Source organism: Corynebacterium sp. MSK122 (assembly GCF_030229435.2).
In the GTDB taxonomy this organism is placed as follows: domain Bacteria; phylum Actinomycetota; class Actinomycetes; order Mycobacteriales; family Mycobacteriaceae; genus Corynebacterium; species Corynebacterium marquesiae.
On the sequence record NZ_JASPHV020000002.1, the window covers coordinates 54,040 to 76,274 of the forward strand.

Here is a 22,235-nt window from a genome sequence, read left to right on the forward strand (position 1 = left end):
TAAAAGTGCAAAGCCTTTAGAATTTGGTCATTATGAGCACCAGTCCCGATTCTTCCCTACCTTTTGGCGTATACGAAACCCCCATTACGACCCGGATTCGCGAGCGAATGGAGGAAACGCTAAACCAACACCCTGCTGCAGGATTCGGTATTGGAAGAAGTTCCGATCAGGAAGCTCAAGGCCGCTACACCTCGGCGATTGCTCAGCACATCGGCTCACTCTTAGAGCACCGTCTCCTCGGATTGAAGTCACCCGAAGACCGAGTTGCTCTGATTAACAACATTGCGCTTCTACTGGGCGATGATGAGGGAATCGATTCCGAGGAGCTTCTTTACGCTGTCTACAACTCGGGGTTAGCAGATCCGCCCCTCCTTCCAGACGTTTCACTCACCAAGAGCGCACTATTTACCAACGCCCTGGGAGAGTCTAGTTTAACCAGCGAAATCGAGAGAGAAATCAAGACGGCCGATTCGGTAGACCTGCTGTGCGCCTTCATTAAGAATTCCGGCATTAGCGTCCTTGATAGACAGCTCGAGTATCTCCGAGACAATAAGATCCCCTTCCGCCTTCTTACTTCTACGTACTGCGGTGCGTCTGACGCAGCCGCTCTCAAGCGATTGGTTGAGAAGTATCAGGCAGACGTGAAAATTTGCTACGAGCACAAATCCACTCGCCTTCATGCCAAGGCTTGGCTGTTCCGCCGAAAGTCCGGTTTCGACACTGCATTTATTGGTAGTTCTAACCTGTCAAGGTCCGCTCTAGTCGATGGTTGGGAGTGGAACGTCCGCGGATCTAACACCGCAACACCAGAAGTAATCAATAAATTCATCAAGACTTTTGAAAGTTACTGGCACGACAGCCATTTTAAAACCTTCGACCCTATTAGTGACATGGAGCGCCTGGAACGGTCTCTGCGCATTGCCAAAGGCGGTGAATCGTCCGGAGCGCTTCGCCAATTGGAGCTTTCTGGCCTAGAGGTAACGCCCTACCCATACCAAGAAGAAATGCTCGAGGCGTTGAGGTCAGAGCGCGAGATAAAGCATCGACATCGAAACCTCCTGGTAGCAGCGACAGGAACTGGAAAGACCGTAGTGGCTGCACTGGATTATCGAAATCTTTGCGAACAATGGAAGCGACGTCCCCAATTGCTCTTCGTGGCTCACCGAAAGGAAATTCTTCACCAGGCCCGACGGACTTTCCGGGAAGTTCTCAAAGACGCAGATTTTGGAGAGCTGCTTGTCGACGGCGCTGCGCCCCACCGTTGGGATTTTGTTTTTGCAAGCGTGCAATCTCTACACGCTTCTCGTCTACACAAGCTAGATCCCAAACGCTTTGATGTCGTAATAATTGACGAGTTCCATCACGCACAAGCTCCCACCTATAACGCGCTTTTAGACCACTTCCAACCACGAGAGCTCGTAGGCTTAACAGCAACCCCAGAACGTGGTGATGGCGAAAACGTTCAAAAATACTTTGACTACCGCGTAGCCCATGAACTGCGCTTGTGGGATGCTTTGCGTTTACAGCTCTTAGTTCCTATGCATTACTACGGGATTGCTGATGGAACGGACCTTTCTTCGTTGACCTGGAGCCGAGGCAGGAGAGACTACAACTCCAGAGAGCTCTCTGAGTTCTACATCAAAGCAGGAGAAAAGCGCACCCGCTTCATTATTAACGAGCTTAACCGACGCGTTTTCGATCTCTCAGAGATGAAAGCTATCGGGTTTTGCGTCACTATTGCTCACGCAAAATATATGGCAACACAGTTCCAACAATGTGGAATCCCAGCGCGCGCTGTAACGAACGAGCTCTCTGCCGTAGAGCGAGCCCAGGCCATTAGAGAGCTGGAGGCTGGCGAGATCAAAGTTTTGTTCTCTGTAGATATATTTAACGAGGGAATAGACATCCCGGCTGTTAACACCCTACTTTTGCTCCGCCCGACACAAAGCCCCGTGGTCTTTCTGCAACAACTAGGTCGCGGTCTCCGTCTATCTCCAGGTAAAGACTCCTGCGTCATTTTCGATTTCATTGGCCAACAGCATGCAGATTTTGATTTCGAGCGAAAGTTCCATGCCCTAACCCGGAAACGGGGCAAGCGCTTGACCGAAGAAATTGAACAGGGGTTTCCCACGACTCCGCCTGGGTCACATATTCAGCTCGACCAAACGACAACCGAGCAGGTTCTTCACAATGTCAAGAAGATCTCGCGAAATTCCCTACGCAAAGTACGGGCATTGCTCTCTGAAATTCGAACTACAGATCTCAAAGAGTTCCTTGAGGAAGCAAATCTCCAATTAGAAGACATCTATCGCCCCTCAAAATATTCATGGACGCGGTTACTTCGTGAAGAAGGCCTCATTCAGCAGAACGCCAGTGAGACCGAGGCGTTTCTACTTAATCGGGTTCGGGTTTTCCTCCACGTCAACGATCCGCACCGAATCGATGCCTACCTGCGCATCCTTTCCACCCCAGATCTCCGCTATGCCGACATGGAACCATCCGATCAAGCTTTCACCCGGATGCTCGTTCTCGGGTTCTGGGCAAACTCAAATTCTCCGCATCCCGGTTCTTATGACGAGGCACTGATGATATTGCGCCAGCACCCGCAGGTTGCTTGGGAATTGCAACAGGTTATGCAAATGTGCAGCGACTCCTCTCGCATTATTCCGCAGCATAGCGAGACCTCTGTGTTGGAGACGCACGCGGACTATTCATTGGCTGAACTAATTGGTGCTTTGGAGACTGGAAGCCTTGCACGACTTGTGAACCTTCCCCGCGAGGGCGTGAAATACTTCCCCGATATCAATACAGACCTGTTCTTGGTGACGTTCCAAAAAGACGAACAAGTAAGTTCCTCTACGAATTACCGAGACTATCCAATTTCACCTGATCTGTTGCACTGGGAATCTCAATCAACAACGACGCTGAAGTCGAAGGCGGCTAAACGCTACATCGGCCATCAGAACCGTGATGGCAAGATTCTCATAGCCTCGCGTTTTAACAAGAAGAACGAAGTCGGTACAGCGAGCGCTTATACCTATTTAGGCGCTGTGGATTATGTGTCACATCATGGAGAAAAGCCGATCCAATTCGAATGGAAGCTCCAGCGAGCAATGCCCAAGGCTCTCTACGCTGCGGGAAGAACGGTGGCCTAGACGGCCGATCGAAAAATTGAAATCCGCGTTTTCCTGATAGAAAAGCACCACCCTCCCTATAGTGATTAGAAACACAATCAATCGAGAGGGTGCCATGAGTCAGACCAGCGAATCGAGTTCTGCACGGCCTGCAGGCAGCAGACACAACGTAGACACTACCAACCAAGCTAGAGTGAAATGGACCTTAGTCGGTCCTGGATTAGTGGCCGCAGCGACAGGCGTTGGTGCGGCCGACCTAGTGGCCACCATGATCGCTGGCCAGCGCTATGGCTACGCGCTCCTTTGGGCGGTCATCATCGGCACAATTATGAAGATTGTACTGGTCGAAGGTGTCGGTCGGTATAGCCTTGCTACCGGAAACACTATGTTCCATGGCTGGCGCGAGTTGGGACGGTGGACCTCCTGGTATTTTGCCCCATATATCGTTATTTGGGGTCTCGTCTACGGCGCTGCATCGATGTCCGGCGCTGGCCTCGCTCTTAGCGCCCTTTTCCCAGGTACCAGTCTCGAAATGTGGGCAATTATTGCTGGAATATCCTGCTTCACTCTAACTTGGCTTGGGCGATATCAGCTTTTCGAGAAGCTATCAGCCATCTTGGTCGGAATCATGTTTGTCACCGTGGTGGGCATCGCCGCCATTACAGCTCCGAACCTTCCCGAAGTCATCGGTGGTTTGGTACCACAGATTCCAGATGGCTCCTTCGTCTATGTGTTGTCCATCGCTGGCGGAGTGGGCGGCACAATCACGCTTGCCGCTTACGGCTACTGGCTGAGAGAAAAGGAATGGTACACACCAACATGGATGCAAGTTATGCGCATGGACAATGCAGTGGCATACGCAGTTACCGGTATTTTTGTCTTAGCCACACTCGCGCTGGGTGCTGAACTCCTCTACAGCGCCAATGTCGCGGTCTCTGATAATGACCAGGGTCTCGTTGATATGGCAGACGTTCTCGAGGACCGCTACGGAGCCTTCATGTCCAAATTGTTCATCGTCGGGTTCTTCTCTGCCGCATTCTCTTCCTGCCTCGGTGTGTGGAACGGTGTGTCTCTGATGTTTGCCGACTACATCGGCCACCTCAAAAAGATCCCGCAAGGCGATCCCCGAACCAGTACTGGTGGAAAGTACTACCGCGCTTACCTCATCTGGCTGACCTTCCCACCAATGCTGCTTTTGCTCCTTGGAAAGCCAACCGGACTCATCATCGCCTACGGCGTTCTGGGCGCTTTGTTTATGCCGTTCTTAGGCCTTACGCTTTTGGTCCTGCTGAATACCAAACACACCCCAAAGCAATGGAGAAACGGCTGGATCGTCAACACGTTGATGGCGGTAATCTCCGTTGCCTTCGTTTATCTATGTGCTTCCCAACTGGGTGAAATTCTCTAGCCGAGAATACGTGCCTACTTCCCCTGCGGCACCCGCTTCGGCTTATTCCCCACCGCGGCGTGCGGGTCGCGGCCGAATGCCCAGGCAATGATGCCGATGAAGGCGATGGCGCCGCAGACGGTGAAGGCGAGGGGGAAGCCGGAGGCGTCGGCAAGCAGGCCAATGAGCATGGGCCCCAAGATTTGGCCGAAGTCTCCTGCCATCTGGAAGGTGGATAGCACCTTGCCGCCGGAGCGGTCATTGCCCACGATGTCTCCCACCGCGGCCTGCTGGGAGGGGTTAATGAGCCCGGAGGAGGCGCCGGCGAAGGCGGAAATAAGCAGGAGAAACCACACGCTGGTAGCCATGCCCATCAGCACCATGAAGATGGCTGAGCCGATAAGGCCGATGAGAATGAGTGGCTTGCGGCCGTGAATATCAGACCATTTGCCGGAAAATTGCAAGACGATGGCGTTGCCGGCCGCGAAGACTGCGAGCGCCAGGCCGGAGGCGGCCGCGCCATTGTGGAAGATGGAGGCAGCAAAAAGCGGCAGGACGGATACGCGCACGCCCATGTTGATCCAGCTATGGGCAAAGTTAGAGGTCAGCACCGCGCGGTAGGCGGTATCGCTCCAGGCCTCCTGCAGGCGCATGGGCGGCAACTTATCCTTGCTGGCTTGTTTGTGGTTCACGCGGGGCATTTGCCACCAGACGACGAACGCGGCCAGCGCCACGCCCACACCGTAGATGAAAAATGGCCACCGAAACCCCAGGAAGGACAGGCTGGCACCAAGAACGGGGCCGGCGACGTTACCGAGCAGGAAGGCCGTGGCGTAGGTGGCAGAACACTTGCCACGAATCGTCGGCGGGGACATGCGCACGATAAGGCCCATGGCGGAGACGGTGAACATAGTAGAGCCAATGCCGGCCAAGGCACGCAGGGCCACGATGTGCCAGTAGCTTTGTGCAATGGAGACTAGCCCCGTGGTTACCGCGACGGTCATGAGCCCGATGAGGTAAACGCGGCGCGAGCCGACGCGATCCACCAAAGAACCGGACATGGGCGCAAAGATAAGGCGCGAGGCGGCAAAGATGGAGACCACTAGGCCTGCGGCGGCCATGGAGACATCGAAGCTAACCACAAACTGCGGAAGGAGCGGGGCAATGAGGCCGTAGCCCAAAGCGATAATAAAGGCGGCGGTAACCATGACCCAGATTTCGCGTGGGATCTTTGGCGCTTCCTCGTGTTCTACTTCCCCGCTGTGTGTATTCATCATATCGGCTGCAACTCTAATCCTTGGCATCAGGGAAAGCCATTTGCAGGTTGTGTTCGAACATGCGTTTGCTTTTACTGGGGCTGTGTCCGCGTTGGGTTCTAGTGTGATGGCCATGCACAACGTACAAAAGAAGTTTCCCCAGCCCACCGCAATGAACCTGCCCCAGTCCGCCTCCGAGATTGCGGCGGACTTGCTCTACCACGAATATGACACCATCAATTCTATCGCCGCCATCATGCATCACCCACGCTCCCTCGCGCGCCCCACGCCCACGTGGCGCCCACCGATAAAGCAACTACCGACGCCCGCCGGTGGACCGAGCGGAGAGTATTGCATGAGCATCACCCGCCACCGCGTGGGCGCACGCGTGAAAGCTCGCGTGCGCGGCTTTGGGCAAGACCGCATTCCGGCCTATCTGATTACCATCCGCATTACCGAGAACTTTGGTCAGCCGGTAGAACCAGCCGTGGCCGAGGGCTGGGTGCGCACGCTCGTGCCGGCAGAGATGGTGGGTGCAGTCCACGAGGTCTCCCGTGGCCCGAATGCCACTTATGTCTGGCTCGTGGATAGCTCCTATCAGCCGGTCCACTCCCCCGAGTCACTCTTCGCCGGCTTCAGCCAAGCCGCCTAGGCGGTCGCGCGCTGTTTCGTTGACTGCGCAGATGTGTCTGGCCCTGCATGCGGGTCAGGCGCGTGGAGCACCTTCCTCAACACCTCATGGTTGAAGGTCACCGTGTAGTGCCGGGCGATTGCCTTTGGCATAAAGCGCAGGACCAGGCAGGCGATGAGGACGGTAAAGACCTTATCCAAAATGTCCGTGGTAAGTCCCTGCAAGATGATGGCCAGGCGCTCGTCTTGGAAAATCATCTCGTAGAACTTGGTGAGGTTTTGTGGCCCCTTGCGCGGTAGTCCGCTGAAGGAAAAGATAAGCACGTACACGCTCATCACGCCGGAGCCGATGCCCATTCCGAGGCCAGAGAAAATGATCCACGACAGCCTGTTGAATACCCCGCGGCGCGCCAGAATGCCTACGGCAGCGCCGATAAAGATACCTACGGGCGCAAAGGCGAGATCATAGGCAAAGTACACTCCGCCCAATACGGTGGTGGTAAGCCCCGTGGCCATGCCGAGCACGGGACCGGCGATGATGGCGACGATGGCGGTGCCGACGGTGTCGAAGAACATCGGCACCTGCGAGCGCACCGTCAACGAGCCCAACAGCAGGTTGATGGAGGCACCGAAGATGGGATACAGGAGGATGCAGTTAGGCACCAACCCATACTGCGAGGTATATAGCAGCACCGCGGCCACCAGGAGGAGGACCCAGACGCTGGCGGTCAGGTAGGACTCGAAAGTCACATTTACCGTGGAGTACACCCCAAGGACGGTACAAAGCCACGCGGCGAGCGAGAGTGCCACGGCTACTACAACAAGGACGTAGCGCCACGTGGTGTCGCGGGTCATCGCCATGGTCTCCTCCTCAGAAGGCTAGGTTTAGGGCGAATTCCCAGCTGCACGCTGGGATTGTCCTAAAGCCTAATTGGCGGCGCGCGAAAGTAGCAACACAAAAGGGCCTCTAAAATGGGGAAGGCCGGGACTACTTTTCGTCAGCTTCGGGGGCGTCGGATTCGTCGTCCAAGTCGGCATCGTCGCCGTCCAGGTAATCCTCGTCTTCGTCCTCGTCGTCTTCGCCGAAGATGTCGTAGACGTCAGGCTCTTCGTAGTCTTCGTCATCAAAGGAGACGAGCTGTGCTTCCCAGTCCAGGGCCTGCTCGGAGACGAGGCCTAGGACATCGAAGAGGCGATCGAAGTCGGTGTAGGTGCCAAGCTCAAGGGCCTCGGCCGGAACCTCCACGATGGGAACGTCATCAAACTCGGCGTTATCAAAGAGGGCGAGGCGATCAGCCTCATCGAGGTCCTCATCCTCTTCATCCACTTCCCACGCGAGGGCGACTGCCTCATCCTCCATGTCATCGAGATCGTCTTCGTCGAAGTCGAAGGCAAGGAAGCGCACGATGGCGGACGGGACGCCGTCGATGGTTTCCACGAGCACGCGCAACTCCGAGTCGTTGGCCACTTCAGCCACGACGAGGTGCGGGTTGAGCTCATCTTGGGCAAATTCTAGTTCCGCGATGCGCTCATCGGTGCCCTCCAGCAGGTCCCGCAGGACGGTGACGACCTGGTCGGTAGCGATGTGGCGGGATACCGCCTCCACGGCATCATCTACCGAGAAGGCAACGGAGACGAGGACTGCCTCGAATTCCTCATCGTCTTCATCGACATCCGCCGCGGCAATGTAGACGTTCGCGGCGGGAAGCAGCGGATCGATTTCAATAAATTGGATTTCCAGATCAGAGGTAATCGGAACAAACATGACGTCATCATTGACGCGGGACTCGATGCCCTCGGCATCCAATGCAGAAGCAATATCTTCGAAAAAGCTCATGGTGGTTTAAAATCCATCCTTCGGAAGCAGAGGTTCCCACGGTAGGCAAGCCGCCGCCCGCGGTCACTGTGGAGTCTACCGTTATTCCCACCCGGATGGTTGGAAGCCCAAAGATCTCACCAGCTCCGGGCGTCCGCTTCCCCACTCCAACATGTGGTATCCCTCCCAGGCTTGCCGCTTGAGCTCGTGCGGCGCGTGCTCAATATAGGCCTCGGCATCGAAGATCATGGTGGCGCGCTGAGTGGACCCGTAGCGCGGCCAACTCATCTCAGGGCGGCCGCCATGAATGAAGGCGGACCAGTGTTGCTGCATGGTGGCGGTAAGTTCTTCCATCTCCGCGCGCGAGCCCCAATTGGTAAGGAAAGATGCGCGCGAGGAGTAAGGGTCACCGAATACATTGCCCAGCTCCATCGAATGCATGGCGCCGAGGCCCAGCCACTTGAGCACGGCAGAGGCGAAGTCGAAGCGATACATCCACGTTGGTGCCACCTGCGCATGGGCGGTGGCGATGCGGGTGGAGGGTGCCCAAAAGAGGGCGTCGGCAAGCAGGTGCGCAAAGTCCTCCCGGGCCACCGCGCCGTCATAGGCGGCGACGACTTCGGGGGCGTGCTGGGGATCGAAGGAAGCCAGGAGGCGCAAGGCGGCGCGCTCGCGGGAGCTTTGGCGCTGGAAGAGGAATTTACCAAAGCTAGCCTCGTCCGAGTTCGTGCCGATGAGCAGCGGAACCTGGTGCTGGTGCCCATTTTCAAAGGCAGCTATGGGGTGTTCCGGAATGAGCTCATCATCCACCGTGGGTGCGTAGCAGGAGTTGAGGTGAATGAGCTCGCCGGCCCGCCACATCATGGATTGGCCCGAGCGCACTAAATCGGCAAAATTTTCCTGGCGCAGGTCCTCCACCGAGGTGCGCCGGGGCAAGGCCATGCGGTGGACTAACTCGCGCGCCCACAAGGTGGACTGGGCGCGGGAATGGATCATGGCAATCGGCGGGGACTGGGCAATGGCACGGTGGAAGAGGCCTTCCGCGGCCGGGCTCGTCATGAGGGTGAGAACCGCCGCGCCACCGGCCGATTCGCCCATGAGGGTGACGGATTCAGGATCGCCGCCAAAGGCCGCAATATTGTCACGCACCCACTGCAACGCCAGGATCTGATCGGCCACCGCCGGGTTAGCGCTGCAGTCTCCGCCCAGGCTGCGCAGATCCAAATAGCCCAGGGAGTTGAGGCGGAAGTTAATGGATACGTAGACCACGTCCATGCGGGTGGCCAGCTCAAAACCGCGGAGCATGAGCATGTGGGACGAGCCCATGATGAAGCTGCCGCCGTGTAGGTAGACCACCACAGGAAGCTTCTCTTCGGTGCGCGGGCGCACGATGTCGAGGTGCAGGCAGTCCTCGGAGCCGATAATGCGGTCAGTCCAGGAGTACGTGGGTTGCGGGGCCGGTGGGCCGAATTGGCTGCAATCGCGCACTCCCTCCCAAGCCGGTGCAGGCTGCGGGGCGCGGAAGCGGTTGTCCCCGGCGGTGGTATCGCCAAAGGGGATGCCGCGCCAGGTGAGCACCGGCCCGGCGCTAATGGGGCGATCGGTGCGCAGGTCCTCCTCTATAACGCCGCGCACCCACCCGGAGGTAGTGCGGACGGTGAGCTCATCTGCCAGGGCGTTTTGGGCCTCTTCGTGCGCGCGGCGGGCGCGTTCGTGGGCCTGCTCCGCTTTCAGGCGCGCCGCCGCGGAAGACTCCTCCGGAGGGAAGTTCCCGGAATCGCGGGTGTTCTCGTGCGGCGTAACCATGCCTTCTAGCTTAGGTGCCTTGCACGCCCTCGGCGATCTCTTTGCGGCGCTGCGGCGTATTAATAGAGCCTTTACTATGCTGGACACAGATAAGTTTTAGCGAAAGAGAAGGACACATGGGTTTCTTTACTAAAGACAAGAAGGACAACTCCACCGAGGTCGACAGCGTCGATACCTATGACATCGATCCGGAAGATACCAACCGCTTTACCTTCGCGCTCCTCAATTCCCTGGACCGCGCAGTAGCCGTGCAGTCCGGTGTCATCATCAAGTACGTCGAGAACCTGAAAAAGCGCAATAAGGACGCGAGCCCGCAGCAGCTACAGGAGCTCATTGACAAGCACTTCCTCAATATCACCTCCGGCACCGGTGCGGCCGCGGGCGCTTCCGCTGCCATCCCTGGTGTCGGTTTGGTAACCGGCGCAGCTACCATCGCCGGCGAATCCGTAGTCTTCTTGGAGGCGGCCGCGTGGTACATCTTGGCTTCGGCCTACCTGCGTGGCGATGACATCAAGTCCCCCGAGCGCCGCCGCGCCCTTGTACTTTTGGTGCTGACCGGCTCGAAGGGCTCCGCTTTGGTGGATACCTTTGTGGGCGATCTCAATAGCGTGGCGGGCATGCGCTCGGCCGCTAGCCTCTCCCGCTTCTCCGGCCCGACGCTGTCTGGCATCAACGGCCGCCTGACCAAGCTTTTTACCAAGCAGATCACCAAGCGCCTGAAGTGGGCGTGGATCAGCAAGCTCATGCCCATGGGTATCGGCGCCGTGCTGGGCACCACCGCCAACCGCAAGCTGGCCAAGCAGGTCATCGAGCACGCCAGCGAGCAGCTTTCTCCCCTCACCCAAGCCTAGGGGTAACCGGAAACCACTAAGCGGGGCTATTGATACCCCTAACATAGTGAGTTTAGGGGGATGACCCGTATCATGTAGGCAGACTCTTTGGCGAGTGACGCATGCGCTCGTGCAAAGGCCGCACTAAAGTCGAATAAACGACCATTTTATAGCAGAGAAATGAGGCGAATACCTGCCGTGAGCACATCGAATATCTTCGGCCCCAATGCGTGGCTGATAGACGAGCAGTTCCAGCAGTACTCCAAGGACCCTAGCTCCGTAGATAAGGAGTGGCGCGATTACTTCGAGGCAAACGGCGCGCCTAAGTCTAAGGCACCAGCCAAGGAGGCCACGAAGAAGCCGTCTAAGCCTGCCGCGAAGAAGACTGAGGGTACTACTACCGCCCGCAAGCAGGAGGCCCGCGAGACTAACGTGGAAAAGTCCGTGGCTAAGGCGCAGGAAAAGTCCGCTAAGGCCAAGCAGTCCGTAAAGAAGTCCGAGTCCCCGCTCGACCGCATCGCGGACTATAAGGGCGGCGAAGAGCGCCAGCTCAAGGGCATGTTCAAGGCCATTGCGAAGAACATGGAAGAATCCCTGGAGATTCCTACCGCTACCACCGTGCGCGATATGCCGGTCAAGCTCATGTGGGAAAACCGCTCCATGATCAATGACCACCTCAAGCGCACTCGCGGTGGCAAGATCTCCTTTACCCACATCATCGGCTACGCCATGGTTAAGGCCGTTCAGCTGCACCCAGACATGAACGTGCGCTACGAGCTCAAGGACGGCAAGCCCTATGTCATCCAGCCTGAGCACATTAACCTGGGCCTGGCCATTGACCTGCCGCAGAAGGATGGCTCCCGCGCTTTGGTCGTCGCCGCCATCAAGGAGTGTGAGACCAAGTCCTTCTCCGAATTTGTTGAGGCCTACGAGGACATCGTTACCCGTTCTCGCAAGAACAAGCTCACCATGGATGATTTCTCTGGTGTGACCATTAACCTCACCAACCCTGGCGGCATCGGCACCCGCCACTCCATCGCCCGCCTGACCAAGGGCGCCGGCTCCATCATCGGCGTGGGCTCCATGGATTACCCGGCCGAGTTCGCTGGCGCTTCCGCGGACCGCTTGGCAGACTTGGGCGTCGGCCGCCTAGTTACCCTGACCTCCACCTATGACCACCGCGTCATCCAGGGTGCAGAGTCCGGTGAATTCTTGCGCACCATTGGCCAGCTGCTTGTCGACGGCGCCTTTTGGGACGACCTCTTCTCCTCCATGGGCGTGCCTTATGAGCCGTTCCGCTGGGCGCAGGACGTGCCGAACTCCGGCGTGGACAAGAACACCCGCGTCATGCAGCTCATCGAGTCCTACCGCTCCCGCGGCCACCTGCTGGCCGATACCAACCCGCTGGGCTGGATCCAGCCGGGCCTGCCTAACCCAGATCACCGCGACCTCGACATCGCAACCCACGGTCTGACCATCTGGGATCTGGACCGCACCTTCAATGTTGGTGGCTTTGGCGGCAAGGAGCAGATGACCCTGCGCGAGGTGCTCTCTCGCCTGCGCGCCGCCTACACCTTGAAGGTCGGCTCCGAATACACCCACATCCTCGACCGCGATGAGCGCGGCTGGCTGCAGGACCGCCTGGAGGCGGGCATGCCGAAGCCGACCAACGCGGAGCAGAAGTACATCCTGCAGAAGGTCAATGCCGCCGAAGCATTCGAGAACTTCCTGCAGACCAAGTACGTGGGCCAGAAGCGCTTCTCTCTCGAGGGCGCCGAGACCCTCATCCCGCTGCTGGATTCCATCATTGATACCGCCGCCGGCCAGGATCTGGACGAGGTCGTCATCGGCATGCCACACCGCGGCCGCCTAAACGTCCTGTTCAATATCGTGGGCAAGCCACTGGCCGATATCTTTGGCGAGTTTGACGGCAACTACAAGGGCGGCCAGCTCGGCGGCTCCGGTGACGTGAAGTACCACCTGGGTTCCGAGGGCCACCACCTGCAGATGTTTGGCGATGGCGAAATCAAGGTCACCCTTGCCGCCAACCCATCCCACCTCGAGGCCGTCGATCCGGTCATGGAGGGCATCGCCCGCGCTAAGCAGGACATCTTGGACAAGGGCCCAGAGGGCCACACCGTTGTTCCAGTCATGCTCCACGGCGATGCTTCCTTCACGGGCCTGGGCATTGTCCAAGAGACCATCAACCTGTCTCAGCTGCGCGGTTACACTAACGGCGGCACCGTCCACATCGTGGTTAACAACCAGGTGGGCTTCACCACCACTCCGGACTCCGGCCGCTCCACCCACTACGCCACCGACCTGGCCAAGGGCTTCGACTGCCCGGTCTTCCACGTCAACGGCGATGACCCAGAGGCAGTTGTCTGGGTTGGTCAGATGGCAGCCGAGTACCGCCGCCAGTTTGGCAAGGACGTCTTCATTGACCTCATGGTCTACCGCCTACGCGGTCACAACGAGGCCGATGACCCGTCCATGACCCAGCCGGAGCTCTACTCCGTCATCGACGAGCACCAGGCAGTGCGCGAACACTACACCAACGACCTCATCGGCCGTGGGGACCTTTCCGCCGAGGACGCCGAGGCAGCCGCTCGCGACTTCCACGACCAGATGGAATCCGTCTTTACTGAGCATAAGGAAGCCGGCAAGGCTCGCCCGAAGGAGCAGACCGGTATCACCTCCTCCCAGGAGCTTACCCGCGGCCTGGACACCTCGATTACCGCCGAGGAACTCGCCGAGCTGGGTGCCGCCTATGGCAACCCACCAGAGGACTTCGAGTACCACAAGCGCGTGGGCAAGGTAGCCAAGGAGCGCGAGAAGTCCTCCCGTGAGGGCGGCATCGACTGGGGCTGGGGCGAGCTCATCGCCTTCGGTTCCCTGGCCGGCGAGGGCAAGGTTGTCCGCCTGGCTGGTGAGGATTCCCGTCGCGGTACCTTCACCCAGCGCCACGCCGTTACCTTCGATCCACGCAACGGCAACGAGTACAACCCGATGCACGCCCTCGCTACCTCCAAGGGCAACGGCGGCAAGTTCATGGTTTACAACTCCGCTCTGACCGAGTTCGCCGGCATGGGCTTCGAGTACGGCTACACCGTGGGCAACCCAGACGCTCTCGTGGCCTGGGAGGCACAGTTCGGTGACTTCGCCAACGGCGCCCAGACCATCATCGACGAGTACATCTCCTCCGGTGAGGCGAAGTGGGGCCAGCTGTCCAGCCTGGTACTCCTCCTGCCACATGGCTACGAGGGCCAGGGCCCGGACCACTCCTCCGCCCGCATCGAGCGCTACCTGCAGCTGTGCGCTGAGGGTTCCATGACCGTGGCTCAGCCTTCCACCCCGGCTAACCACTTCCACCTGCTGCGCCGCCAGGCACTCGGTGAGATGAAGCGCCCGCTGGTCGTCTTCACTCCGAAGTCCATGCTGCGCAACAAGGCAGCTACCTCCGCTGTGGAAGACTTCACCGAGGTCAAGCGCTTCCAGTCCGTTATCAATGACCCGAACTACGTCGACATCGACGGCAATAAGGTCGGCGATACCGACAAGGTCAAGACCATCATGCTGGTCTCCGGCAAGCTGTACTGGGATCTGGAAAAGAAGCGCGAGGCCGACGGCCGCGATGACATCGCCATCGTCCGCGTGGAAATGCTCCACCCGATTCCGTTCAACCGCCTGCGCGAGGCATTCGAGGCTTACCCGAACGCCACCCAGGTCCGCTTCGTTCAGGACGAGCCGGCCAACCAGGGCCCATGGCCGTTCTACAACGAGCACCTGCGCACCCTGATTCCGGATATGCCGGAGCTGGTTCGCGTTTCCCGCCGCGCACAGTCCTCGACTGCCACCGGTAACGCCAAGGTGCACCAGATTGAGCAGAAGAACCTACTGGAAGAGGCCTTCGACATCTAGTCGCCTCTACCCCGTTTAAACCCCAGTGAGGAGGTCCTCACTGGGGTTTATTCACGCCGAAGCCAGCACTTATAGAGCTTCTGCTCTTGCTTCTGCCAGAGCACTCCTTCGGCGTTCTTGCTCTCTCATGTTTTTCTCATCTCCCATTCCTTCGCGCTCACCAGCGGAACACTATTGTCTTGGCGGTCGCTTTCCCATGAGCGCCAAGGGCGCGGGTTAAGAATTAGCGCCTTACTCGATATGTCTAATCGTGTCGCGGATGCTTGTCGCTCAAACCAGGCTGCAATGAAAAAGCACTAACGTCGGTATTCACAAGCCCAGAATTGCTCCACATCGAGTCACGAATGAGTTTGCGGGGTCAACTCCTGTGGAGGTGTTGGTCTGCCGGTTTACCCACCGTCAGCAGCTCCGAGTTGCCAACGATCAAATATTAAGAACCAGTGAGATTCGACCCGCCGGAAGAATCGGAGTCGCCCTCTTCATGGGCGATGTCGCCGCCGGAGGAATTCATCCAGGAACGCACGACCTTCTCCGCGCTGGTGTCGTCGTTTTCTACCTCTTCGGCCATGTCAGAGAGGTCTTTTTGGGTTATGAACTTGGTCAGCGAGGCCACAGCCTGGCGCTCTTCGCGGTCGAAGAGATCGTCTTGAAAGAGCACCACGAAATTCTCTGGCAATTCGGGATCGGAACCCTCGCAGCCACTGGCACCGGAAGGCTCAACCGTGGAGGTATCCGTGGGCAAGCTCGACATGAGCGCAATGTGGGTACGGGCCAAGTAATCCTCGCCTCCGGGCTCAGAGGCTTTCTGTGCCTTCTTGTAGTCCTTCGAAATAGCCCGCGCCTCACCGGGGTTGAGGATATTGAGGAACGCGCCGGTGCAACCCACATAGAAATTGCCACCCGGGTTCATGGAACGCCCACCCTTGGTGTCGTGGAAGATGTCTCCCTTCACAATGGACGCCTCGCGGCCCTGCCCCATCAGCTCCTGACGGTAGATCTCTGCGAGGACCAGCTGGTCGGTCTTATTGGCATCGACCACAATGCCGATGGGCTCGCTCTGGGGGTTCTTAGCAAAGGGGTTGGTATCGAACTGGGAGGAACAACCGGAAAGCAGCGTTGCGGACAGCACCACACCGGCAATGACACGAGTGGGGCGGGCAAAGCTGCGCATGGCGATACTCTTCTCCTTTTGGTTGGCGGCGCGTGAGCGTCTAGCTGATTCTACACCGAGGGTGTGTTTACCTCCTGTTGCGGCGTGACTAAGATGGCAAGGGTTATGTCTAGCGTTATTACTGAATCCGCCGTACGCGAGGCACTCTCCCGCGTCGAAGACCCAGAAATTGGCCGCCCCATCACCGAACTCAACATGGTGAAGTCCGTTACCGTCACCGGTAATGACGTGGCCGTGGAAATTTACCTCACCATCGCCGGCTGCCCCATGAAGTCCACCATTGAGTCCAATACCCGCGCTGCGGTAGAGGATATTGAGGGCGTTGGAAACGTCACGGTGACGATGAAAGCCATGAGCGATGAACAGCGTCGCGAGCTCAAGAAGAAGCTCCGCGGCGGCCAAGCCGAGCCCGAAATCCCGTTTGCAAAGCCGGATTCCACCACTCGCGTTTTCGCGGTAGCCTCCGGAAAGGGCGGCGTAGGCAAATCCTCCATGACCGTAAACCTGGCCGCGGCGCTGGTCCAGAAGGGCCTCAAGGTCGGCATCGTGGACGCCGATATTTACGGCCACTCCGTTCCCAACCTACTGGGCTGCACTGATGGACCGACCGTGCTCGATGATGAAATGCTGCTGCCGCCGATTTCCCATGGCATTAAGCACATTTCCATCGGACAGTTTGTGGAGGGCAATGCCCCGGTGGTCTGGCGCGGGCCCATGCTCCACCGCGCGCTACAGCAATTCCTGGCTGACGTTTTCTGGGGCGACCTCGACGTGCTGCTCTTGGATCTGCCTCCGGGCACTGGCGACGTCGCCCTATCCGTAGCCCAGCTCATTCCCAATGCAGAGCTACTCATTGTCACCACCCCGCAGGCCGCGGCCGCCGAGGTGGCAGAGCGCGCCGGTTCCATCTCCCAGCAGACCCGCCAGCGCGTGGCCGGCGTAATTGAAAACATGGGCGCCATGGTGATGCCGGATGGCTCCACCATGGATGTCTTTGGCACCGGCGGCGGACAGATTGTGGCCGATCGCCTAGGCGTCATCTTGGGCCATGAGGTGCCGCTGCTGGCTTCCGTGCCGCTGGATCCCACCTTGCGCAGCGGTGGCGATGCCGGCACGCCGATTGTCCTCGATTCCCCCGAGTCCCCCGCCGCCCAGCAGATCCAGGCGGTGGCCGATAAGCTGGCCATCCGCTCCGATTCCCTGGTGGGCAAAAACCTCAACTTGGGCGTGAACTAACGCCCTAGGTTACATCGCCCCACATGCCGCCGCCGGTGGATTCTTCCCCACCGCGTGGCGGCTTTTTCTCGGGCGCGGGCTGCTCCGTCGGCTTGGGGGCTTCGGTGCATTGCTGCGGCCGGGGCTCTGGCTGCGGCTGCTCAGCGTAGATCTGGGAGTAGTCGAAGCTCGGGCGCTGCTGCTGCGGTTGAGACTGCGGCTGCTCCTCCGGCTCCTGTGGAGCGGTAGCGGTCTTGACGTTTTCTGCCATTTTCTTGGGGTTGAAATCGTCCCAGGCGGAATCGTCGCCATCGAAAAGCGCCTTGGTAATTGCCCCCTTCGGACCGAGGCGAGTCCACTGGGCAGCTTGGGTGAGCGGGCCGCGGATATCATCGAATTCCGAGGTAATCGAGCTCATCTCGCCGTTGAGCTCCGCCTTGGCGTTATTGATGGCCTTGCGGGCCGCGTAAATGGCCGCGCGCACATCCTTAATCACCTCGGGCATGCGCTCCGGGCCGATTACGATGATGCCCAAAAGCACGATGACGAAAATCTCGGGCCAACCAATGGAAGAAAACACGGTTAAATACTAGTCCCTCACTCTTAGCCGCGCTGATTGTGCTTGATTGCGCGAACCACCATTTCCACCTTGTCCAAGAAATCCTGCTGCGGCCGGTGCGCAGGCGTTGCCGCATCCGGCCCGGGCGTCACCCCTTCGGTGGCAATGCCCGCGAGCTTTGCCAGCAGGGATTGCGGCGCCTTGACTTTAGCGGAATCCGCGCAGTGGCGAACCCACTCTGAGGCATGGCGCTGCTGGTGAACATCCGCCCGGCACTCGGCGCAGTGCACCAAGTGGATGCGCACGCGGTGCATGAATTTCGGCTCCATCTCCCCGTCTACGAAGGCAACGACAGCCTCCGGGCCAAGGTGCCCGATGGTATCGCTGCGCCGCGCCTTAGCCTTCGCCTTATCGCGGGCCTTGGCCTGGGCGGCATCGAATCCGCCGCGCACGCTCAGCGTGGACAAGGTTCGACGTCCCCGCAGCGAGTCCATCAACACCCTCCTCCAGTAGTTGCTTGGCCTTCAGTGACACGGAAAGTCCCCGCCGGTAGCGGGGACTATGCAGTTTCTTTAAAGTTTAGCGCGCGGTGGTTTAACGCGTGCGCAGCAGCATGCGGGTTTCCGCATTGGTTTGCGCTTCTTTTTCGAGTGCCGCACGCAGCTGCGAGCGGCCACGGTGGATGCGGGAGCGCACCGTACCCATCTTGACGCCCAGGGTCTCCGCAATCTCGTCATAGCTCATACCTACGACATCACATAGCACCACGGCCACGCGGAAATCGGGAGCCAGGCCATCGAGCGCGGATTGCAGCGCCGGGTCCAGGTTGGCCACGGTATAGGCCTGCTCCGGGGTCATATCCGTGCCGGGCACGCGTTCATAATCCTCCGGCAAGGCCTCCATGCGGATCTTGGAGCGATGGCGAACCATGTCCAAGAAGAGGTTGGTGGTAATGCGGTGCAGCCACCCCTCAAACGTACCGGCCTGGTATCTATCCAGGGAGCGGAAGACACGCATGAAGGTTTCCTGGGTGAGGTCCTCTGCATCGTGCTGGTTGCCGGAGAGGCGATACGCTAAGCGGTAGACGCCATCAGCATGTTCGGCCACTAGGTCACCCCAGGCGGGCATGTCAGCTTCGCCGGCATCGAACGCCGCGGTACCGGTCAACTCCGCCTCAGGGGTGGCGGGCTGAAGAGATTCGGCATCGCGCTTCGTTGTTGTCATGCATGTCATCTTTCTACACTTCAAAGTGAAACTCCAGCCACAGTGCTGATAATTTCCTGTGAGTCCGTCACATTATCCCCACCCACCACAACCTCGCTGGCTAAGCGCGTTTTTGCCACATTTGCGGACACTTTTCCCTAAGGTTCATTGTGTGACTACTACCGCATATGAAGCACTGCGTTCTTATATCGAGACCACCAGCGAGCCCTCCGCAGCCCTGCGTGGGGCGCGCGACCACGCCGATGAGTACGGTCTGCCCGTTCCAGATGAATCAACGGGCCAACTGCTCACCACGCTGACGGCCGCCTCGGCCGGCTCTACCGAACGCCCCCAGTCCGTGGCGATCACCCCAGCCGCCAATGTGGTAGGCCTCTACCTGCTTGCCGGCATGCCCGATAATGGCATCTTGACCTGCATCGACCCCGAGGCTGAGCACCAGCGCAGCGCCAAGACCGCCTTCCGCGAGGCGGGCTATGCACCTTCGCGCGGCCGCTTCCTGCCGTCTCGCCCACTCGAGGTCATGGGCCGCCTGGCTAATGATGCCTACCAGGTCATCTACGCCGACGTCGCCGCGCTCGAGCTCCCCGCCATCATCAAGGCAGCGTGGCCACTGCTGCACCAAGGCGGCACCCTGGTCTTGGCTAATTCTTTGCTCGATGGCACGCTTGCCGACGTCTCCCGGACCGACCGCGACACCGCCGCCGCCCGCGAAGCAGACGAGTACCTTCGCGAGCTGGAGGGCGCAAACGTCACCCGCTTGCCGCTGGGTTCCGGGGTCACGCTCGTGACGAAGCTCTAGACCTTCTGGTTTTTGCCGACGACAACCACGCCGCCGTCAGAAACCTTGAAGCGCTCCTCATCGCGCTCGCGGTCCACACCGATAATTGCGCCATCGCTGACGACGACGTTCTTATCGAGGATCGCGCGGCGTACCACCGCACCACGACCGATGCGCACGCCCGGCAGGATGACCGATCCTTCGACCGTGGCACCATCGGCCACGTGGACATCGGACGCCAGCACGGAATTGCGCACCGTGCCGCCGGAAACAATACAGCCCGGCGCCACCATCGAGGATTGCGCGATGCCATTTTGCACGAACTTCGCCGGCGGGAAATTGGAGTCATCCGTGGAGTGAATCGGCCAATTCTGGTTATAGAGGTTAAAGATCGGGTGCACCGAAATCATGTCCATGTGCGCTTCATAGAAGGAATCGATGGTGCCCACGTCACGCCAGTAGCCGTGATCGCGTTCGGTAGATCCCGGCACCTCATTTGCCATGAAGTCATAGACATGCGCTTGCCCACGCTTCACAAAGTACGGAATAATATCGCCGCCCATATCGTGGGCGGAGTCCTCGTTCTTTTCGTCCTCCAAGAGGGCGTCAATAAGCGCCTGCGCCGTAAAGACATAGTTTCCCATCGAGGCATAGCTCATATTCGGGTCATCCGGAGTGGCCGGTGGGTCCGCAGGCTTTTCCACGAACTCCGTGATGGTTCCCATGCCATCGGCCTCGATGCAACCAAAGGCCGTTGCCTCCGCGCGCGGCACGCGAATGCCGGCCACCGAACAATCCAGTCCCGCAGCGATGTGTTCTTCTACCATCTGCGCCGGATCCATGCGGTAAACGTGGTCCGCGCCGAAGACAATGACATAGTCCGGTTTTTCGTCATAGATGAGGTTGAGCGATTGCACAATGGCATCCGCCGAGCCGTTGTACCAACGCTTACCGCGGCGCTGCTGGGCAGGCACCGAAGCAATGTATTGCGGCGTCGGCCCCGCCAAATTCCACGCCTGGGAAATGTGACGGTCCAAGGAGTGGGACTTGTACTGGGTCAACACCGCAATCTTGAGGTAGCCAGCGTTGACCAGGTTGGACAGGACAAAGTCAATGAGGCGGTAGTATCCGCCAAAAGGCACGGCGGGTTTGGCGCGGTCTTCGGTCAGGGGAAAAAGGCGCTTTCCCTCGCCGCCGGCAAGGACAATGGCTAGGACATTTGGCAGGCTTCTCACGTTTTCAAACCTATCTGCAAATCCCACATTTCGCAGCAGATATATGCACATTTCTACCCCCATCCCGTATTTCTGCACGCGGCACCAGAGATACGTATTCTGGGTGGGCATGAGAGCCGGAATCTTTTCCAAAGAATACCCGCCGGAAATCTACGGCGGGGCCGGAGTTCACGTAGCTGAACTCACCCGTTTTATGCGCGATATCATCGATGTCTCCGTGCACTGCATGGGCTCGCCGCGCGAAGAAAAGGACGTTTTTGTGCACGGCGTGGACCCCGCACTCGAGGGTGCCAATGGAGCGCTCAGGACCTTGTCTACCGGGCTTCGCATGGCCGATGCCGCCTCCGATATCGACATCGCCCATTCGCACACGTGGTACACGGGCCTTGCCGGCCACCTCTCCGCCCAGCTATACGATATTCCGCACGTGGTCACCGCCCACTCCCTGGAGCCACACCGCCCATGGAAGCGCGAGCAGCTCGGCGGCGGCTATGACGTCTCCTCGTGGTCCGAGAAGAACGCCATGGAATATGCCGACGCCGTCATCGCTGTCTCTGCTGGCATGAAGGACTCCATCCTGGATGCCTATCCGCGCATCGACGCCTCCAAGGTCCACGTTGTCCTCAACGGCATCGACACCGACCTGTGGCAGCCGCGAGAGGGAGATGTGTTGGACAAGCTGGGCGTCGATAAGCAACGCCCCATCGCCGCCTTCGTTGGCCGCATTACCCGGCAAAAAGGCGTGAAACACCTGCTGCAGGCAGTGCAGAAGTTCGACCCGGATATCCAGCTGGTGCTGTGCGCCGGCGCGCCCGATACGCCCGAAATCGCGGCGGAGACCGAGGCGCTGGTAGATGAGTTACGCACCCAGCGCGATGGCATTTTCTGGGTCAAGGATATGCTCCCGCGCAACGAGGTACAGCAGATTTACTCCGGCGCGGATGTGTTTGTCTGCCCGTCTATCTACGAGCCGCTCGGCATCGTCAACCTAGAAGCTATGGCCTGCGGCACGGCCGTTGTTGCCTCCAACGTGGGCGGCATTCCGGAGGTTGTGGTCGATGGCGAGACCGGCGTACTGGTGCCTTACGACGCCGCCGATACCGCTGCCTTCGAAGCCGACCTCGCTGCCGCCGTCAATGACGTCGCCGCCGATAAAGAGCGCGCCGCGGAATTTGGCCGCGCCGGCCGCGAGCGCGCCATTCGCGATTTCTCTTGGGCTACGATTGCCGCCCAGACCGTCGATATCTACCGCAGCTTGATTTAAGGAAGGATA

The 22,235-nt window shown here is 58.9% G+C and carries 17 protein-coding genes; 8 read left to right on the forward strand and 9 right to left on the reverse strand.

The window, feature by feature from the left end:
- Window positions 1-32: 32 nt before the first annotated feature.
- Together QP934_RS01395 and QP934_RS01400 are read left to right on the forward strand one after the other, a co-directional pair.
- Window positions 33-3,155: a DUF3427 domain-containing protein gene (locus QP934_RS01395; protein ID WP_419126605.1), complete on the forward strand. Its 3,123-nt coding sequence runs from the start codon at window positions 33-35 to the stop codon at window positions 3,153-3,155.
- A 202-nt stretch (window positions 3,156-3,357) separates the two neighbouring features.
- Window positions 3,358-4,542, forward strand: coding sequence for an Nramp family divalent metal transporter (locus QP934_RS01400; protein ID WP_419126607.1), 1,185 nt, complete (start codon window positions 3,358-3,360; stop codon window positions 4,540-4,542).
- A gap of 14 nt (window positions 4,543-4,556) precedes the next feature.
- Here QP934_RS01400 and QP934_RS01405 read toward each other — a convergent pair whose 3' ends face one another.
- Window positions 4,557-5,798 carry an MFS transporter gene (locus QP934_RS01405; RefSeq protein ID WP_419126608.1) on the reverse strand — a complete coding sequence of 414 codons (1,242 nt, stop codon included), beginning with the start codon at window positions 5,796-5,798 and terminating at the stop codon, window positions 4,557-4,559.
- Between the two features lie 112 nt (window positions 5,799-5,910).
- Here QP934_RS01405 and QP934_RS01410 point away from each other — a divergent pair, with 112 nt between their 5' ends.
- Complete coding sequence (locus QP934_RS01410; protein WP_225747137.1) at window positions 5,911-6,429, forward strand: hypothetical protein; 519 nt, start codon at window positions 5,911-5,913, stop codon at window positions 6,427-6,429.
- Here the strand turns inward: QP934_RS01410 and QP934_RS01415 are convergent.
- The 3 genes from QP934_RS01415 to QP934_RS01425 all read right to left on the reverse strand — a co-directional run bounded on the left by QP934_RS01415 (window position 6,426) and on the right by QP934_RS01425 (window position 10,029).
- A complete protein-coding gene (locus QP934_RS01415) occupies window positions 6,426-7,268 on the reverse strand; it encodes a hypothetical protein (RefSeq protein WP_340419606.1) in 843 nt (280 codons plus the stop codon). The genes QP934_RS01410 and QP934_RS01415 overlap by 4 nt on opposite strands.
- 127 nt (window positions 7,269-7,395) lie before the next feature.
- Window positions 7,396-8,244 (reverse strand): DNA primase, encoded by an 849-nt coding sequence (locus tag QP934_RS01420; protein ID WP_198492851.1) that lies wholly within the window; start codon window positions 8,242-8,244, stop codon window positions 7,396-7,398.
- 81 nt (window positions 8,245-8,325) lie between these two features.
- Window positions 8,326-10,029, reverse strand: coding sequence for a carboxylesterase/lipase family protein (locus QP934_RS01425; protein ID WP_419126609.1), 1,704 nt, complete (start codon window positions 10,027-10,029; stop codon window positions 8,326-8,328).
- Window positions 10,030-10,145: 116 nt separating this feature from the next.
- Between QP934_RS01425 and QP934_RS01430 the strand changes: the two genes are divergently transcribed.
- Window positions 10,146-10,880 carry a hypothetical protein gene (locus tag QP934_RS01430; RefSeq protein WP_419126610.1) on the forward strand — a complete coding sequence of 245 codons (735 nt, stop codon included), beginning with the start codon at window positions 10,146-10,148 and terminating at the stop codon, window positions 10,878-10,880.
- A 177-nt stretch (window positions 10,881-11,057) separates the two neighbouring features.
- On the forward strand, window positions 11,058-14,780 hold the full coding sequence (locus tag QP934_RS01435) for a multifunctional oxoglutarate decarboxylase/oxoglutarate dehydrogenase thiamine pyrophosphate-binding subunit/dihydrolipoyllysine-residue succinyltransferase subunit (RefSeq protein WP_419126611.1): 3,723 nt from the start codon (window positions 11,058-11,060) through the stop codon (window positions 14,778-14,780).
- Window positions 14,781-15,210: 430 nt separating this feature from the next.
- Here QP934_RS01435 and QP934_RS01440 read toward each other — a convergent pair whose 3' ends face one another.
- Window positions 15,211-15,951: a hypothetical protein gene (locus QP934_RS01440; RefSeq protein WP_337887209.1), complete on the reverse strand. Its 741-nt coding sequence runs from the start codon at window positions 15,949-15,951 to the stop codon at window positions 15,211-15,213.
- A 105-nt stretch (window positions 15,952-16,056) separates the two neighbouring features.
- On the opposite strand from QP934_RS01440, the gene QP934_RS01445 reads away from it, so the two are divergent.
- On the forward strand, window positions 16,057-17,187 hold the full coding sequence (locus QP934_RS01445; RefSeq protein ID WP_419126612.1) for an Mrp/NBP35 family ATP-binding protein: 1,131 nt from the start codon (window positions 16,057-16,059) through the stop codon (window positions 17,185-17,187).
- Between the two features lie 4 nt (window positions 17,188-17,191).
- Here QP934_RS01445 and QP934_RS01450 read toward each other — a convergent pair whose 3' ends face one another.
- From QP934_RS01450 to sigE, 3 genes are all read right to left on the reverse strand, one after another.
- A complete protein-coding gene (locus QP934_RS01450; RefSeq protein ID WP_419126613.1) occupies window positions 17,192-17,746 on the reverse strand; it encodes a twin-arginine translocase TatA/TatE family subunit in 555 nt (184 codons plus the stop codon).
- Window positions 17,747-17,769: 23 nt separating this feature from the next.
- Window positions 17,770-18,219 (reverse strand): anti-sigma factor family protein, encoded by a 450-nt coding sequence (locus QP934_RS01455; RefSeq protein ID WP_340419612.1) that lies wholly within the window; start codon window positions 18,217-18,219, stop codon window positions 17,770-17,772.
- Window positions 18,220-18,319: 100 nt separating this feature from the next.
- Complete coding sequence (sigE, locus tag QP934_RS01460; protein ID WP_340419613.1) at window positions 18,320-18,949, reverse strand: RNA polymerase sigma factor SigE; 630 nt, start codon at window positions 18,947-18,949, stop codon at window positions 18,320-18,322.
- Between the two features lie 151 nt (window positions 18,950-19,100).
- Between sigE and QP934_RS01465 the strand changes: the two genes are divergently transcribed.
- Window positions 19,101-19,748 (forward strand): O-methyltransferase, encoded by a 648-nt coding sequence (locus QP934_RS01465; RefSeq protein WP_284786606.1) that lies wholly within the window; start codon window positions 19,101-19,103, stop codon window positions 19,746-19,748.
- Here the strand turns inward: QP934_RS01465 and glgC are convergent.
- The gene (gene glgC / locus QP934_RS01470) at window positions 19,745-20,962 is read right to left on the reverse strand and encodes a glucose-1-phosphate adenylyltransferase (RefSeq protein WP_419126614.1); all 1,218 of its coding nucleotides are present in this window, start codon (window positions 20,960-20,962) and stop codon (window positions 19,745-19,747) included. The two genes, QP934_RS01465 and glgC, sit on opposite strands and share 4 nt — an antisense overlap.
- Before the next feature lie 109 nt (window positions 20,963-21,071).
- Between glgC and glgA the strand changes: the two genes are divergently transcribed.
- The gene (glgA, locus tag QP934_RS01475; RefSeq protein WP_419126615.1) at window positions 21,072-22,226 is read left to right on the forward strand and encodes a glycogen synthase; all 1,155 of its coding nucleotides are present in this window, start codon (window positions 21,072-21,074) and stop codon (window positions 22,224-22,226) included.
- Window positions 22,227-22,235: the final 9 nt, after the last annotated feature.

What these genes read in the sequence shown, in the direction of transcription:
- QP934_RS01410 (WP_225747137.1), top strand. Translation starts at nt 5,911, where the DNA reads ATGCACAACGTACAAAAGAAGTTTCCCCAGCCCACCGCAATGAACCTG.
- QP934_RS01445 (WP_419126612.1), top strand. Translation starts at nt 16,057, where the DNA reads ATGTCTAGCGTTATTACTGAATCCGCCGTACGCGAGGCACTCTCCCGC.
- sigE (WP_340419613.1), bottom strand. Translation starts at nt 18,949, where the DNA reads ATGACAACAACGAAGCGCGATGCCGAATCTCTTCAGCCCGCCACCCCT.
- QP934_RS01415 (WP_340419606.1), bottom strand. Translation starts at nt 7,268, where the DNA reads ATGGCGATGACCCGCGACACCACGTGGCGCTACGTCCTTGTTGTAGTA.
- QP934_RS01430 (WP_419126610.1), top strand. Translation starts at nt 10,146, where the DNA reads ATGGGTTTCTTTACTAAAGACAAGAAGGACAACTCCACCGAGGTCGAC.
- QP934_RS01405 (WP_419126608.1), bottom strand. Translation starts at nt 5,798, where the DNA reads ATGATGAATACACACAGCGGGGAAGTAGAACACGAGGAAGCGCCAAAG.
- QP934_RS01420 (WP_198492851.1), bottom strand. Translation starts at nt 8,244, where the DNA reads ATGAGCTTTTTCGAAGATATTGCTTCTGCATTGGATGCCGAGGGCATC.
- QP934_RS01455 (WP_340419612.1), bottom strand. Translation starts at nt 18,219, where the DNA reads ATGGACTCGCTGCGGGGACGTCGAACCTTGTCCACGCTGAGCGTGCGC.
- QP934_RS01425 (WP_419126609.1), bottom strand. Translation starts at nt 10,029, where the DNA reads ATGGTTACGCCGCACGAGAACACCCGCGATTCCGGGAACTTCCCTCCG.
- QP934_RS01395 (WP_419126605.1), top strand. Translation starts at nt 33, where the DNA reads ATGAGCACCAGTCCCGATTCTTCCCTACCTTTTGGCGTATACGAAACC.
- glgA (WP_419126615.1), top strand. Translation starts at nt 21,072, where the DNA reads ATGAGAGCCGGAATCTTTTCCAAAGAATACCCGCCGGAAATCTACGGC.
- QP934_RS01440 (WP_337887209.1), bottom strand. Translation starts at nt 15,951, where the DNA reads ATGCGCAGCTTTGCCCGCCCCACTCGTGTCATTGCCGGTGTGGTGCTG.